At 64.5% G+C, this 14,368-nt stretch carries 15 protein-coding genes; 3 read left to right on the forward strand and 12 right to left on the reverse strand.

The genetic code is table 11. The features are described from left to right. Nucleotides 1-74 precede the first annotated feature (74 nt). From yacG to W930_RS0123730, 9 genes are all read right to left on the reverse strand, one after another. Nucleotides 75-269, reverse strand: coding sequence for a DNA gyrase inhibitor YacG (gene yacG / locus W930_RS0123685; RefSeq protein ID WP_023594071.1), 195 nt, complete (start codon nucleotides 267-269; stop codon nucleotides 75-77). Nucleotides 270-273: 4 nt separating this feature from the next. Next, on the reverse strand, nucleotides 274-1,029 hold the full coding sequence (gene zapD / locus W930_RS0123690) for a cell division protein ZapD (protein WP_023594072.1): 756 nt from the start codon (nucleotides 1,027-1,029) through the stop codon (nucleotides 274-276). Nucleotides 1,030-1,160: 131 nt separating this feature from the next. Then, the gene (gene coaE / locus W930_RS0123695; protein ID WP_023594073.1) at nucleotides 1,161-1,784 is read right to left on the reverse strand and encodes a dephospho-CoA kinase; all 624 of its coding nucleotides are present in this window, start codon (nucleotides 1,782-1,784) and stop codon (nucleotides 1,161-1,163) included. Next, nucleotides 1,781-2,695: an A24 family peptidase gene (locus W930_RS0123700; protein ID WP_023594074.1), complete on the reverse strand. Its 915-nt coding sequence runs from the start codon at nucleotides 2,693-2,695 to the stop codon at nucleotides 1,781-1,783. Before W930_RS0123700 ends, coaE begins: the two co-directional genes overlap by 4 nt. After that, nucleotides 2,692-3,912: a type II secretion system F family protein gene (locus W930_RS0123705; RefSeq protein WP_023872387.1), complete on the reverse strand. Its 1,221-nt coding sequence runs from the start codon at nucleotides 3,910-3,912 to the stop codon at nucleotides 2,692-2,694. Before W930_RS0123705 ends, W930_RS0123700 begins: the two co-directional genes overlap by 4 nt. Nucleotides 3,913-4,062: 150 nt before the next feature. Then, on the reverse strand, nucleotides 4,063-5,283 hold the full coding sequence (locus tag W930_RS0123710) for a GspE/PulE family protein (RefSeq protein WP_024788775.1): 1,221 nt from the start codon (nucleotides 5,281-5,283) through the stop codon (nucleotides 4,063-4,065). Between the two features lie 120 nt (nucleotides 5,284-5,403). Next, on the reverse strand, nucleotides 5,404-6,696 hold the full coding sequence (locus W930_RS0123715; RefSeq protein ID WP_023872384.1) for an HlyC/CorC family transporter: 1,293 nt from the start codon (nucleotides 6,694-6,696) through the stop codon (nucleotides 5,404-5,406). A gap of 114 nt (nucleotides 6,697-6,810) precedes the next feature. Continuing rightward, entirely contained in the window at nucleotides 6,811-7,566 is a 756-nt protein-coding gene (locus tag W930_RS0123725; RefSeq protein WP_023872383.1) for an anti-sigma factor, read from the reverse strand. Next, nucleotides 7,563-8,084 (reverse strand): sigma-70 family RNA polymerase sigma factor, encoded by a 522-nt coding sequence (locus tag W930_RS0123730; protein ID WP_023594080.1) that lies wholly within the window; start codon nucleotides 8,082-8,084, stop codon nucleotides 7,563-7,565. The genes W930_RS0123725 and W930_RS0123730 overlap by 4 nt, the downstream gene beginning before the upstream one ends. Before the next feature lie 157 nt (nucleotides 8,085-8,241). Between W930_RS0123730 and W930_RS0123735 the strand changes: the two genes are divergently transcribed. From W930_RS0123735 to W930_RS0123745, 3 genes are all read left to right on the forward strand, one after another. Next, entirely contained in the window at nucleotides 8,242-9,330 is a 1,089-nt protein-coding gene (locus tag W930_RS0123735; RefSeq protein ID WP_023872382.1) for a catalase family peroxidase, read from the forward strand. Beyond that, a complete protein-coding gene (locus tag W930_RS0123740; RefSeq protein ID WP_023872381.1) occupies nucleotides 9,330-9,860 on the forward strand; it encodes a cytochrome b in 531 nt (176 codons plus the stop codon). Before W930_RS0123735 ends, W930_RS0123740 begins: the two co-directional genes overlap by 1 nt. Nucleotides 9,861-10,149: 289 nt before the next feature. Then, nucleotides 10,150-11,247, forward strand: a complete 1,098-nt coding sequence (locus W930_RS0123745) for a site-specific integrase (protein WP_023594098.1) — start codon at nucleotides 10,150-10,152, stop codon at nucleotides 11,245-11,247. A 7-nt stretch (nucleotides 11,248-11,254) separates the two neighbouring features. Here the strand turns inward: W930_RS0123745 and W930_RS31020 are convergent, their stop codons facing one another. From W930_RS31020 to W930_RS28670, 3 genes are all read right to left on the reverse strand, one after another. After that, nucleotides 11,255-11,383, reverse strand: a complete 129-nt coding sequence (locus W930_RS31020; protein ID WP_004541173.1) for a hypothetical protein — start codon at nucleotides 11,381-11,383, stop codon at nucleotides 11,255-11,257. A gap of 76 nt (nucleotides 11,384-11,459) precedes the next feature. Continuing rightward, nucleotides 11,460-12,980 (reverse strand): hypothetical protein, encoded by a 1,521-nt coding sequence (locus W930_RS0123755; RefSeq protein ID WP_004541200.1) that lies wholly within the window; start codon nucleotides 12,978-12,980, stop codon nucleotides 11,460-11,462. Between the two features lie 522 nt (nucleotides 12,981-13,502). Next, nucleotides 13,503-14,368, reverse strand: an 866-nt coding sequence (locus W930_RS28670; RefSeq protein ID WP_036656362.1) for a hypothetical protein, incomplete at its 5' end; no start/stop codon positions are given.

The following is a 14,368-nucleotide window of genomic DNA, read 5'->3' on the forward strand; positions in this document are numbered from 1 at the left end:
ACGCCGTGGCGCGTGATTGCGTGGATTTGAAGCGATCGCCGAGACGCGCGACGATGCCGGCGTAGCGACGCCGGTCAGCGGTCTGTCGGATCGAGCGGTGCGTCCCTCGAGGGGTCGTCCGGCGATTCGGCGGGGATCGTATACTTTTCGGCGGCCCAGGCGCCCATGTCGATCTGCTTGCAACGTTCGGAGCAAAACGGACGGAACTTGGCTTGCGGCCCCCAAACCACCTTCTTGCCGCAGGTCGGACAGTTCACGACGGTCGTCATGGCCTTACAGATTGCAGAGCGTGAGCAGGAACGGCACGTCGTTGTCGACAGGACGCGGCTTCAGATCGCCGTCCTGCGTCGTGAAGCGCACCCACAGCATGTACTTGTTGGCGCTCGCCTCGGGGATGACGCGCAGATCCGCGGCGACCCGTACCTGCATGAGCTGGTACACGCGGCCGGTCAGCATCTGCTGATAGCTGCCCTGCTGCGCCATCGCCTTGCTCGCGTGGCCAGATTCGCGGGCGAGGCCGAGCACGATGCCGATGGCGTCGCGCAGCGGCAGGAGCGGCCCGATCCATTTGTCGATGTCGCTACGGCGCTGCTCGGTGTCATTGTGACGCCATGCGTAGTAGGACGGGAGATCGAAGCGGCAGGTGCCGCCCGGAATGACCGAGCGGCTGCGAATGCTCGCGAGCCACTCATTGTCGTTCAGGTGCTGGCCGGGCTTGCCGGGAATCTGGTTGAGATTCGCGATCGCCAGCTCGACTTCGCCGATGAACTGTTCGAGCGCGTCGGAAGCGATATCGGGATTGCCGCGATACGTTTGCAGGGTCTGACGCTGCCGGTCGAGCTCCTTGACCAGTTCATTCTTCAGGTCGGTGCGCCCGGCAATGTCGGCGATCTCGAACATCGTGGTCAGCGCCGCATGGTGATCGAGCGGCTGATCCTGTCCCACGAAGAAGGCAAAGCGCCCGAACAGCTCTTCGAGCCGAAGCAGCGTGCGAATGCGTTCGTTGAGCGGATATTCGTACAGGATCAAGCGCGGTGGCCCAAAAGTTGGCGCTGTTCAGCGTAATGGCGACATTCTAATGCGGGAATCTGTCGAGGTGCAACGCGAGTGGGCGCTCAATCGAGGCCGAAGCTCGTGCGTTACGCAGGAAATGCGGTGCACTAGGCCGATTCGCCGCCCTTTTCCTGCGTCGCGAGCCTCAGATAGGCCGCGTGCAACCGATCGACCTGCGGCTCGAGAGGCGCGTGCTGGGCGTCGTTGTCGATCACGTCGTCCGCTTCTGCCAGACGCTGTGCGCGCGTCGCCTGACGCGCCATGATCGCCTGGACCTGCTCGCGCGAAAAACGATTGCGCGACATCACGCGCGCGATTTGCGTTTCTTCCGTGCAGTCGACCACGAGCACGCGCTGCACGCGGGCCCGCCATGTGCCGGACTCCACCAGCAGCGGCACGACGAATATCAGATATGGCCCGTCGGCCTCGGCGGCGGCCCGTTCACACTCGGTCCGGATCAAGGGATGGGTAATCGCCTCCAAACGGGCTTTTGCGGCGTCGTCGGTGAATACCGCTTCGCGCATCCGGGCCCGGTCGAGCGAGCCGTCGGGGGCCACGAACGCGTCGCCGAATTCGCGCCGGATCGCCGGCATCGCCGCGCCGCCGGGCGCCGTGATGCTGTGCGCGATGGCGTCGGTATCGATGATGGCGATGCCATGCGTGGCGAACAGATTGGCGACGGTCGTCTTGCCGCTGCCGATGCCGCCGGTCAGGCCGATGGCGTAAGTCATGGGGTTCCTCCAATCCAGATCATCAGTCCGTTGCCGCCGAACAGCGTGATCATGCCCGCTGCGGCGAGAAAAGCGCCGAACGGGAACATCTGGTCGCTGCGCAGTCGTCCGGCGAGCCACGCCGCCCCCGCTACGCCGACCGCAAGCAGGCAGGCGAGCGTGATGATCTGCAGCAGTGCGCTCCATCCGAACCAGGCGCCCAGGGCGGCATAAAGTTTGAAGTCGCCGAAACCCATGCCTTCGCGGCGCCGCAGCCACCAGTACACCCAGTACAGGGCCCAGAGGCTCAGGTATCCCGCGGCCGCGCCGATGACGGCCGAAGGCAGCGCCGCGAACCAATGGCCGAGATTGCAGAGCAGGCCCGCCCAGAGCAGCGGCAGCGTGAGAATGTCGGGGAGGAGTTGCGTGTCGTAGTCGATGTAGGCGAGCGCGATGAGCGTCCAGACCAGCGCGAGCGCGCCAAGGCTCTGCCAGGTCGGGCCGAAGCGCCAGCCGATCGCCGCGCTGAGCATGCCGGCGAGCGCCGACAACTGCCATCGACGGTGCGGCGCCGTCGCGGATCCCGCAAGGCCGGGCTCGCAAAGGTAGGCGCCGGGCGTCAATGCGGCGCAGGGATGCTCGCTCTGATGCGTCGCTGCCGCACGCTGAAGGCCGTGTGCGCCGGACGTGCAGGGGGATGAAGGTGTCGCGGCTGCCGAGGCCGTGGTGAATGGCGTCGGCACGAAGTCGGCGGCCTGCATTTCTTCGCGCCATGCCCGCTCGACCGCTGCCGGCACACGGCGAATGACGACATCGAGGCCGAGCCCGGCCACCATGCCCGCCAGTGCAAACAAGGCCAGGCGCCAATGGGGTTCCAGTTGCGCGAGCCAATCGACGAGAAGCGGTTCCGCGAAGCCATTCATGCTGTTCATGCAACACCGTATCCGAGTTGGAACATCGGCAGGTACATGGCGAGGACCATGCCGCCGATCAGCAGGCCGAGAAACGTAATCATCATGGGTTCCAGCGTCGCGCACGCACGAACCAGTGCATGCGAGGCTTCTTCGTCGAGCAGGCCGGCGGCCTGGTTGAGCATGCGCCCGAGTGTACCCGATTCCTCCCCGATTACCGACAGTTGGGCCAGGATCAGAGGCCAGTGCGCACTGGCTTCGAGCGACGTGGCAAGGCGCCCGCCGCGCACGACGCTACGGTGCACGTCATGCGCCGCGCGCTGCATGACGAGATTGCCGCAGGCGCCTGCGGCGGCGTCCATCGCATCAGGCAGCGCAACGCCGGCGTCGAGCAGCGTGCCGAGCGTTCTCGCCCAACGAGCCGCACATAACAGGCGCACGATTCGACCCGCGCCCGGCAGCGTCAGCAACACGCGGTCCATGGCTGTGCGCATGCGTGCGCTCCGCCGCATCGCGCCCGCCATCACGAGGCCGCATCCGCCCGCACCGGCCAGCAGCCACGGCCCGTTCACGAGTGACGCGCGTGAAACGTCGATCAACCATCGGGTGAGCGGCGGGAGCGGCACGCCGCCGCCGGCGGCGCTGGCAAAGAGGCGTTCGAACTCCGGAATGACCCATTGCAGCAGCGCGACCACAACGACGATCGCCACGGCGAGCACGGTCAAGGGGTAGGCCAGGGCGCGTTGCAGCTTCTCGCGCACGGCACGTGTGTGGTCGTACTGAGCGCTCAGTCGCGCCAACGTCGGGCCCAGTTGCCCACCGAGTTCCCCGGCGGCGATCAATTGGCAGTCGACGCGGCTGAAGCGGCGACTCGTTCGCGCCAGCGCCTGTGCCAACGGGTGCCCCAGTCCGACATCCAGCGCCACATCCGATGCCAGTTGTCTGAGTCCGCGCGTGTGCGCGCCGCGCGCGAGGACGTCGAGCGCGGACGTGAGCGGCACCCCGGCCCCGAGTAGCGTGGCGAGGCGTCGAACGAAGTCCGTGGCATCGCTTGCCGCGACACGCCCCGACGCGATATGGCGCCGCCCGGGGCGCAGGTGCGTGACGCTCAGGCGTTGGCTTCGCAACGCGAGTCGTGCAGCGGCTTCGCCATTGGCGATCACTTCGCCTCGTCTGCGCTGGCCGTCGGCATCGCGCCCCTCCCAGTGCCAGCGGCGTTTCGTTGTGGCGCGGGTCATGAGGCGTGACCTCGCCATTCGCGCAAGGCCAGCGGCGAACCATGCAGGCACGGCGTTTGCCTGAACCGTCGGCGGTCCGCGGCTCGGGTGAGCGCCGGGGATGCCAATGCCGGGGTGCGCATCGCCGCGTCCGTCTCTGGTTCGATGGTGTCAGGCCGGCGTGATGGCATCGACATCCTCCCTGCTGACGGTGCCCGAGGCCGCGTGCCAAAGCCCTGCCTCGCGCAAGCTCATCACACCCTCGCTTTCGGCCTGGGCCGCCAGTTCGTGCGGACTTCGCGCCTGCGCGATGTTGGTCGCCTGTGTCGCGCTGATTGGCATGACCTGGAAGGCGCCGATGCGTCCCGCGAAGCCGGTGCCGTGGCATCGCATGCACGCGTGGCCCGCGCGTGCCGCCGTCTCACGAGCGCGATTCGGCTCGCACCCGGCAGGGCAGCGGCGACGCAGCAGCCGCTGTGCGCTGATGAGGAGCAGTGTCGATGAGAGATTGAACGGTGCGACACCGAGGTCGAACAGGCGCGCCAGTGTGCCTGGCGCATCGTTGGCGTGAACGGTGGCGAAAACCAGATGTCCGGTTTGGGCGGCCTGCACGGCAATTTCCGCCGTTTGCGCGTCACGGATTTCGCCGACGACCAGCACATCCGGGTCCTGCCGGAGAAACGCGCGAAGGGCCGTGGCGAAGTCGAGCCCGGCCCGTTCGTTGAGATTGACCTGCGTGAGACCCGGCAACCGGATTTCCACCGGATCCTCGATCGTGACGATATTGCGCGACGTGTCGTTCAGGCGGCGCAGGCAGCTGTACAGCGAGACAGTCTTGCCGCTGCCGGTCGGACCGGTGAGCAAAATCATGCCATGCGGTCGCGCGATCGCTCGTGTGAGCGCCAGATACTGCTTCGGCGTGTAGCCGAGCCCCTCCAGCGACAACGGGACCTTGGCGCCGTCGAGCAGCCGCACCACGAGTTTTTCGCCGTACAACGTGGGCAGGGCACTCACCCGGCATTCGACCGGGTCTCCCGCGTCGCGCCACACCATGCGGCCGTCCTGGGGCAGGCGTTTCTGCGCGATGTCCAGGTTGGCCAGTACCTTGATTCGCGAGACGAGCATGTCGCGCCACGGCAAGGGCACGTCGTGATGCTCCTGCAGTTGCCCGTCGACGCGCAGCCGAACGCGAAAGCGGTCGGCCATCGGCTCGAAGTGGATGTCGGAAGCGCCGGCGCGAATCGCGTCGCTCAGCACCTGTTCGAGCAGGCGCAGTGGCGACGTGGCGTTACCGGACGCGTAGACCTCGATGTCAAGCGCTGCCGGCGAAGGGGCGATCGTGCGACCGGACGGGGGCGCCCCCGCGGCAGCATCGGAAGGATGCAAGGACATGGCAAGGAATGACGAGAGCTTCGTGAGGCTCCAGTCTCGTCAAAACCTCGGGCTGGCTCAATCGGAATTGCCCGAAAAATGAGCGTCGTCACGCGCAGTGATCGACCTGCCGATGCGCGTCTAGTCGCGAGACGGCGTGCGTGCCGTGGGCCTGAACAGGCGCACCGTCTTGATCGCCTGGTTGTCGATCTGCACGATCTCCATGCGCACGTCGCCGATCTCCAGGCTGACGGCCGCCTCGGGAATTTCGCGCAGCATTTCGAGGATCAGGCCGTTGAGCGTCTTCGGGCCATCGGTCGGCAAATGCAGCCCCAGGCGCCGGTTCAGGTCGCGCAGTCCCACGCCGCCACCCACCAGGCACTCGCCCTGTGTCGTCCAACCGGAACGGCTGCCGCCGGCCCCCGGCACGCTGGTCGTGAACTCGCCGATGAGCTCCTCGATGATGTCTTCCGTCGTGACAAGGCCTTCGACTTCCCCGTATTCATTGACGACCAGGCCGACACGCCGGTGGTTCTCCTGGAAGTATTGCAATTGACGCAGGGCCGGGGTGTCGCTCGGGATGAAATACGGATCGACGAGCAGGGCGCGCAACGTGTCCGCCGAGAGGTCGTCGGGATGACGCAATGCCGAGAGCGTGCGGCGCACCGGCAGGATACCGATCACGCGATCGATGTCGCCGTCGTACACCGGCAGCTTGTTGTGGTAGCACGTCTCGAGTTGGCTGAGAATGGTGTCAAGCGGCGCGGAGATGTCGAGCGCCTCGATGCGCGCGCGCGGCACCATCACGTCGTCGACGGTGATGTTCTCAAGATCGAGCAGGTTGAGCAGCACGCTGCGCGGCTTGGTCGGCATGTAGTTGCCGGCCTCGAGCACGATCGTGCGCAGCTCTTCGGTGGTGAGGCGCACGTCGCCGGCCGCGCGGCGCGTGTCGATGCGCAGCACGCGCAGCAGGCCGCGCACGAATCCGTTGAGCACCCATACCAGGGGCGTGGCGACCGTGACGATCGGCTTGAGCGGCATGCTGACCGAGAGCGCGATGCGCTCGGGATAGGTCGCGCCGACGATCTTCGGACCGATTTCCGCAAAGATGATGATGAGCAGCGCGATCACGGCGGTCGCGATCGACAGCGTGAGCGCGTCGTTGCCAAAGTAGCGCACCGCGATCGACGTGGTGAGCACCGGAACGACGGTATTGATGACGTTATTGCCGACGAGGATCGTCGAGAGCAGATCCTCGGTGCGCGACAGGAGCCCTTGCGTCGACCGGGCACCGTGCACGTTCATGCGCACGAGATGCTTCAGGCGATGACGGTTGAGCGCCATCATGCTCGTTTCCGAAATGGAAAAGAATCCCGAGCAGATGATCAGGAGAGCGACGGCGCAAAGCTGCGCCCATAAGGGCAAGGATTCCAAGCGATGGGGTGCGCGTATGGCGCAGGGGGTTCACAATGAGTTGCCACTATAGCAGAGGGCATCGCGGCGTTTGGCGTCTCGGCGGCGGACGACGGGGGGCCCGGCCCGAACGGCTCACGTCTGCTGATTCAGCGCCCGGACCACGGCCTTTTGCGCGAGACTGTCCGCCGGACCGACCACTGCGTAATTCATTCCGTTGACCGACCCGTAGCGCGCGAGCAACTGTCCGTCCATGCGTTCGCCGGCCGCCATCAGATGCTGCGCCGACTCCGGCGGTCTCAGGTAGAAGCTCAGCGTGCGTCCCGCATCGTCCTGATACAGCACCATTGCGGCGGCGCCGTGCCCGGTCGCGAACAGGCGTCCGCCAACCGGTCGGAATCCCGCCGCGCTCAGATCGGGCAACACTGCCGACTTTCCGACGCGCGTGGTGAGCCACGTCTGCAATTCGCCCGCGCTCGATGGCCTGAAGTCCACTTTCGCCGTCCCATCCACGACCATCATCCGGTACGCCTCGACCGCATCGCTCATCGGTGGCACGCCCGGTGACGCGCTCCAGCCCCGCGCCTGCCATCCGCCGAACGTGCCCAGTCCGATGCAGAACACGAAAGAGGCGGCCATCGCAAACCGCATGCGCGAGCGCGCCGAGCGGCGCGCGCGGATCGCACGCGGATCGAGCGCCGGATTGTCGCCTGGCATGCGCACGCCTTCGAGCGCCGCGCGCAGTCGCTGTGCATCCTGGCGCCATTGCCGGACCCGCTCAGCCTGTGCCGGATGCAACGCGAGATGACGTTCCACGGCAGCGCGCGCTTCGTCGTCGAGCTGCCCGTCGACATAAGCCTGGAGATCATGTTCGTCGGGACGGATGTTCATTTCTTCATCAACCGCAAAGAAGGGGTGGCAGGTTCGCCGTCGCTCAGTTGACGCAGCGCCTGGCGTGCGCGTGAAAGCCGCGACATCACTGTGCCGATCGGCACATCGAGCAGATCGGCGACTTCCTGGTAAGTGCAGCCTTCGACCGCGACGAGCAGCAACAGACTGCGTTGCTCGTCGGACAGCCGCCCGAACGCTTCGAGCGTCGCGCGCGCGGCCACCTCGCGTTCGGCGGAGGGCCAGTGCGACTCGTCGTCGTCGCGGATGCGGCCAAGCAGCCAGGCGTAACGCTTCGCGCTGCGCTTGCCGTCGAGAAACTGCCGGTAAAGGATCGTGAACAACCAGCTGCGCAGCGATGCATCCTCGCGGCGGCTCGTCCAGCGCGACAGCGCGCGCTCGAGCGTCGCCTGCACGAGATCGTCGGCGGCGTGGACGTCGCGCGCCAACCAGAGCGCGAAACGTCGCAGCCGGGGGATGAGTTCGCGTAACGCGTCGTCGTCGGGAGCGTTTGAGGGCATGGCCGGGCCGGTTGCCGAAAGCATGGAGATGCCACGTAAGACGCCGGTCGGCGTCATCTATTCCATCAGCATACGAAAAATTTCGTCGATGGAATAAGGCGGCGCGGGGAGCGTCCTAAGCGCGTTCGACAATGATCTGACGATCGGGAGTGAATTCATGGAGCAATCTTCTTCCTCGCAGCCGCCGACGCGTGTCGCGTGGCGCTGGGCCGTGATCGGCGGCGCGGTGGCTGGCGTGGCCGTCGCGTTCGGGTATGTCGGCGGCTGGCTCGCACCCGCGCGCCTGACGCCGCATCGGCTCGTCGACGCGCTGCAGGCCAACAGCGGCGTGTATCCCGGCTTTCGGCGCAATCACGCGAAGGGCGTGTGTGTGACGGGGTACTTCGAAGGCAATGGCGCCGCGAGCGAGTATTCCATCGCGCAGGTCTTCAAGGCCGGGCGTACACCAGTAGTCGGCCGCTTCGCGTTGCCGGGCGGCAATCCGTATGCGCCCGACAGCAGCGTGCCGATTCGAAGCCTGGCGTTGAAGCTGACGGCGCCGGACGGCGAGCAATGGCGCACTGGAATGAACGCGATGTCCGTGTTTCCGGTGGCGACGCCGCAGGCGTTCTACGAGCAGACGGTCGCGACCCGGCCCGATCCGAAGACCGGCAAGCCGGACCCCGCGAAGGTGAAGGCGTTCTTCGACGCGCATCCGGAGACGGCTGCGTTTCGCGACTGGATCAAGGGGGCGAAGCCGAGCGCGAGTTTCGTCACCGAGCGCTATTACGGATTGAACGCGTTCTATTTTGTCGACGCGGCCGGAAAGCGACGCGCGGTGCGGTGGCGTGTCGAGCCTGAGCAAACGGCAGGCGCGGGCGAGGTCGCGACAGCTTCGGATCCCGACGTGCTGGCGCAGGATCTGACGCGCCGCATCGCGCAAGGCGCGCAGAAGTGGAAGTTGTTGGTCACGCTTGCAGCCCCCGGCGATCCGGTCGACGACGCGACGAAGGTCTGGCCCGCGCAGCGCACGACGATCGACGCAGGCACGCTGGTGCTTGACCACGTGGCGCCGCAGGACAGCGGGTCGTGCCGGGATGTGAATTACGACCCCACGGTGCTGCCGCAGGGGATTCAGGTATCCGGAGATCCGTTGCTGGCGGCGAGGTCGGCCGCGTATGCGGATTCGTATCTGCGCCGAACGAGTGAAGAGGCCGGTGTGGCCGGGGTGGCCGGTGTGGCGCGATTGAGTGCGGAGGGACGGTGATGAGGGCTTCTACGACGTTTGGTTTGCCGGCGCGCGTGTTGCATTGGGTGATGGCGGCGATGGTGCTCACGATGCTGTTCGTCGGCGTGGGGATGGTGGCGTCCGTGTCCGAGCGGCACGAATTCCTGGTCGCGTTGCACAAGCCACTGGGAATCGCTGTGCTGATGCTGGTGTGTGTGCGGATCGTGGTGCGGTTTTCGTCGAAGCCCCCCGCGTTGCCCGAGGATCTGCCCCGATGGCAGAAATCGGCCGCGCATGGATCGCATGTCGCGCTGTATGCGTTGATGATCTCGATGCCGTTGATCGGGTGGGCGATGCTCTCGGCGGGCGGGTATCCGGTGACGCTGGGCGGTGGCGTGCAGTTGCCGGCAATCGTATCGGCCAGTCCGGTGACGTTTGCGTGGCTCAGGGTCGCGCATCGCGTGCTGGCGTATCTGTTCTTTCTGACATTCCTGGCGCATTTCGCGGCGGCGCTTTACCACGGCCTGATTCGCAGGGATGGGGTTGTGCGGACGATGGTGGGGAGGTGAGAGAGGTGCGGCGAGATGCGTTTTGTGCGTCTTGCCGCAGCGACGGTCGGCAACGGTGGAAGCCTGGCGGCAGAACCGAGGGACAGTGGCGACGGATTCGCCAATGCCGACCGCACAAACAAAAACAGCGGGTTGGATAACCCGCTGCTTCGTCATACAAATGTTTGGTCGGGGTGAGAGGATTCGAACCTCCGGCCTCTACGTCCCGAACGCGTTAGCCAAAAGACGGTTTGACGGGGTTAATGTCGCCATCGTAGTATTTGTTGGGACAAATTTGGGACAGCGGTGGATGGGCACGATTACCAAGCGAGGCGATCTGCAGTGGCAGGCGAAGGTGCGGCGGAAGGGGTTTCCGCAGCAATCGCGCACCTTCATGTACAAGGAGGACGCCGAGAAGTGGGTGCGGACCGTCGAGCGAGAGCTGGAGACCTCGGGGTTCGTTGATCGTCGTGAGGCGGAGAAGAACACGCTTGCGGAAGTGCTCCGGCGGTACCAGAAGGAGGTTACGCCGCAAAAGAAGTCGGCAGCGATCGAGTCCGTCAAGATCGACGTGCTGCTGCGCGACAAGGCGCTCGTGGAACTGAAGATGTCTGCCGTAACGAGCGCCGCGTTGGCGAAGTGGCGCGATCGCCGACTCAAGGAGGTGACTGGGGCAACGGTCAACCGGGAGATTGACGTGCTTTCGACGGCGCTAAACCATGCGCGGCGAGAGTGGGGCATCCATGTTGAAAACCCGGTTCCGTACATCAAGCGGCCGGAAAAGGCACGCTCGCGGGATCGCCGGCTGGCACCTGACGAAGAGCGCTACCTGATGGCCGCGCTGACGGGTGGTGAGCGACGGGAGGATGGAACCTTCAGCAAGGGTGCGCGGAACCCTTGGTTGCTGCCGCTCGTCGAACTGGCCCTTGAAACAGCAATGCGACGCGGAGAGCTGCTATCACTGCGATGGGAAAACGTAGATCTCGAGCGACGCACTGCTTATTTGCCCGATACGAAAAATGGGGACGCGCGAACGGTGCCGCTTTCGACACGGGCTACCCACATCTTGAAGGCGCTACCGTCGTATATCGCCGACAAAACTGGCGAACGTGCCGTCGGTCCCGTCTTTGCTATTACCGCAATGGCGCTCCGGAAGGGGTTCGCGCGGGCGATTGAGAGAGCACAGCAGCAATACGCAGCTGATTGCGAGGAAGCTGGAAGGGTGCCTCTCCCAGGATTTCTCAGTGACTTGCATTTCCACGATACCCGCCATGAGGCAGCGTCGCGTCTGGCAGACAAGCTCTCCAATGTGCTGGAGCTTTCAGCTGTGACAGGACATCGCGATTTGCGGATGCTAAAGCGGTATTACCACCCACGTGCAGAGGATTTAGCGAAGAAACTGGACTAGCGACGCATCAGGATTGGTGAATACACGCGGCGGCCGTCAGATTCTTGGTCTCGATGGTCGCGTCGAGCCATGCGACGAAGCGCTCCACGGTGTCGATTGACGCCTTGAGCAGTCGGCGGTTCGGAAACCAGGCCACGTCCGCAGTGTTCCCCGATTTGGTGTGCTCGAACCGTTGCGCCCGGCGCTTTGCCTGACACCGGGCGCAACTGTGCTCACGCGGTCTGACGCGAGCGTTGGGCCTTGTGTTTCGCTAGGAACGTCTCGATCCCATGGCTGCGCGGGAACGCTTCCTTAACGGCCTCATGTGTGACCGTACCGGTGTTGAGCAATCGGGTCAGCTCGTCCTCCCACCGCAACAGGCGGTGGGCGGTCAGGAACTCATCGACCTCCTTAAACCGCTTCAGCGCCCCAACGTCGTGCCCGTCCGCGATGTAGAGGTCGGCGACTGAGGCGGTGCCGCTGCTCGTCGGAATGTCGACCGCGGCCGCGATGGCGATGATGCGGCTCAGTAGGCTTTCCTCTTCCTCGGCGTTACCGTAGCGGGCGGAGGCCATGAACACCTGCGAGAGGTCGCTGCCGTAAGCCCCGCTGATGAGCAATGCGTCCTTGCTGGCCTCAAGCAGCCGGTCCGAATGGGTGTAGCTCGGCGTGTAGACGATCCGGCGGTACCCTTGGGCGTAGGCGCTTTCGATTGAGGGCAGATACGGCAGCGCCCGGATGGCGTCCGGAACGTCCCAGTCCTTCGACGGAGTGGAGCGGTGCCGGGGCATGACACGAACGGCTGGGCCCGCGTGTTCGGTCAGGGCGAGTGATGCGGCTACCAGGTGGATAGCAGCGTGGTCTTCGATGGCGCCCGAGCCGAACAGCACAAGGCCGCTCGTCTTGCCCGCCAAGGCGTCGCGCAGCGGACCAACAACGGAGGCCGGAAACGAGTCCGTCGTGGCCACGGTGGGCACCAGCTCGATGCGTGGCCATGGCCGAGCGAACGGAGTGATCGCTTCCAGCTCTCCCGCATCGGTGACGACGCCGATCAACGCGGTGTCGTGGTCCGTGTGGTTGGGGCGTGACGTCACGATCAACCGGACGTCCTCCTTGATGGTTTCCGGCGTCGGGGTGTCGAGAAGAACCGCGATGCGATGCCCAGAGTTCAGGGCGTGGTTGCAGGCCATTTCGAGGCGCTCGCCAGCGTTGTTCCACGACTGCTGGTCGAGCTTGAGCGGCCCGACGACCAGCAGCGTGCCGCTGGGCACCCGATCGAGGCCCGACGACCATAACCCGTAGTCGCCTAAGTCGATGCTGCCGGACCATCCGTTGCCTGCGCTCTCGGCGTAGACCAGTGCGCCGTCGGTCGCGTCCTCGTACGCTTCCAGCAGGGCGTCGATCGCGTCCGAGGAGGTTGTGACGTAGACACCCGGGACGGGGCCCGTCGGCCAGATCTGCGGGGCACTGCGGGCGACGACGGCACCGGGCGGCGATAGAGCGACAAGCAATTCCTGTGGTGTCACGTCCATCGCGAAGCGCTTCTTGATCCGGAACGCTAGGCGGTTGGTCGACGTGGTATCCAACTCTGTGGCGGCGACACGTTCGGGGAACGCCATAACCTCGGGCCAGTTACGAAGCCCGGGCAGTGCTGCGATTAGATCGAGCGCCTGGCCATGACTAAGGGAGGGGTGCGTGCGCTGCAAAAGGCCGCGGACGAGCCCGGCCAGCAGCTTCAACTGCTGCGTATCCATTGCTTTCTCCTGGGCGGCAAATCCGGTGCACGCTTTGCGGACCGCCCATCGAAAACAAGGACTATGGAATGGGGTAGGTGCGTTGACACATCGTCTTCGTCATGCCCCGAAGGGCGCGTGCGGCAGGCGACGACAGCCTGGGAAGAATATAACAGGAAACGTCTTTCATGCGGCGAGTTGTGGACAACCCGGTTGGGCTTCGGGATAGCGTTCCACTGTCATCGGGATAGCGTGCCGGCATGTCGGGATAGCATTCCGCTTTCTCGGGATAGCGTTCCGCTACTGCCCCAAAGAGCCTTGCTGGTAAAGGCTCTCCGGGCCGTAATGGAACCTCTACCTTTCTTCTACCTTTTTCTACCAGCTACAGCCTGTGGATAGGGTCGTATATCGCCGACGGCCCGTGAGGATGGGGAGCGGCTGGACTTGAATCTCCGAGGAGGTCGGAAGCTGTAGAAAGCAGCATCCAAGAAGCCCTGAATCCGCTTAGGAGCTGTTTTCGACGCGGGCTTCTTGCTTTTCGCCCTACGGGTTGAGTTGCCGTTGGGAGCGGGGGGTTCCCGCACTGGGGTAATACGTCTTGTAGATGTCAACGGCTTCGGCCCAGCAATCCAACAGTTCGGATGAGTGCTGCCGCACCCAGGCAGATAGCGCAGGACCGTTTGGGTGGCTCGTGCCATACAACGGAGCGCCATTTACCAAGTCAAAAACATAGTCTTTGCCGCCACCTCGAATGACCACGCATGCGGCTTGTTTCGGGTCCGCGCAGAACGCAAAGGCCTTCGGGATTTCGAAAGGATGTTGGCAGTGCATCAAAGGGCGCAGAGATTGCAAGGTCGCTGCGCAGGGTGCCACAAATCCCGCGTCTTGGAATGGCCGTCTCCCGTGAATCTCGAATTCATAGTCAACGAATCCAGTAGGACCGTTATATTCCACTCGCGTAATCGCACTGGCGGAGATCGGGCCAAATGACAGCCACCATGAGTTTTCCTTTGTGGCCGTGTTTTTCATCAAATGTCGCTGCTTTGCCCGGGGTAGGCGCCAAGGATTCTCGACGTAGGCGGATAGCCCCATGAGTTTCGCTTCGTCAGGCTTTTCGCCACGCTGCGCATAATAGTCCACGAACGGCATGAGCAAGCTATCGTCAGCCGGCAGATCCACTGTGATGCGAATCCGCGTCTTGTTGAAGACAACGCTATTCTTGGGCACGGTACCTTCGACGCGGGTTACGTATGCGAGCCGACTGGCGGTCATCTTCTCCTGACCGGTCAGTAACCCGTGGCCATCGGCTTGCGGGTCGGTCGTCAACCAAACCACTGGTTTTCGGATGCTTCCATCCCCATGCTTGATATGGCCTTCCGAAAGGCCCTTAGAGACCATTTCAAAAAGAC

The organism is Pandoraea sp. E26 (assembly GCF_000681415.1).
Classification (GTDB): domain Bacteria; phylum Pseudomonadota; class Gammaproteobacteria; order Burkholderiales; family Burkholderiaceae; genus Pandoraea; species Pandoraea pnomenusa.

Bases quoted from the DNA above. Each gene is read 5' to 3' on its own strand.
- yacG (WP_023594071.1), bottom strand. From the start codon at position 269: ATGACGACCGTCGTGAACTGTCCGACCTGCGGCAAGAAGGTGGTTTGG.
- coaE (WP_023594073.1), bottom strand. From the start codon at position 1,784: ATGACTTACGCCATCGGCCTGACCGGCGGCATCGGCAGCGGCAAGACG.
- W930_RS0123700 (WP_023594074.1), bottom strand. From the start codon at position 2,695: ATGAACAGCATGAATGGCTTCGCGGAACCGCTTCTCGTCGATTGGCTC.
- W930_RS0123705 (WP_023872387.1), bottom strand. From the start codon at position 3,912: ATGACCCGCGCCACAACGAAACGCCGCTGGCACTGGGAGGGGCGCGAT.
- W930_RS0123710 (WP_024788775.1), bottom strand. From the start codon at position 5,283: ATGTCCTTGCATCCTTCCGATGCTGCCGCGGGGGCGCCCCCGTCCGGT.
- W930_RS0123725 (WP_023872383.1), bottom strand. From the start codon at position 7,566: ATGAACATCCGTCCCGACGAACATGATCTCCAGGCTTATGTCGACGGG.
- W930_RS0123730 (WP_023594080.1), bottom strand. From the start codon at position 8,084: ATGCCCTCAAACGCTCCCGACGACGACGCGTTACGCGAACTCATCCCC.
- W930_RS0123735 (WP_023872382.1), top strand. From the start codon at position 8,242: ATGGAGCAATCTTCTTCCTCGCAGCCGCCGACGCGTGTCGCGTGGCGC.
- W930_RS0123740 (WP_023872381.1), top strand. From the start codon at position 9,330: ATGAGGGCTTCTACGACGTTTGGTTTGCCGGCGCGCGTGTTGCATTGG.
- W930_RS0123745 (WP_023594098.1), top strand. From the start codon at position 10,150: ATGGGCACGATTACCAAGCGAGGCGATCTGCAGTGGCAGGCGAAGGTG.
- W930_RS0123755 (WP_004541200.1), bottom strand. From the start codon at position 12,980: ATGGATACGCAGCAGTTGAAGCTGCTGGCCGGGCTCGTCCGCGGCCTT.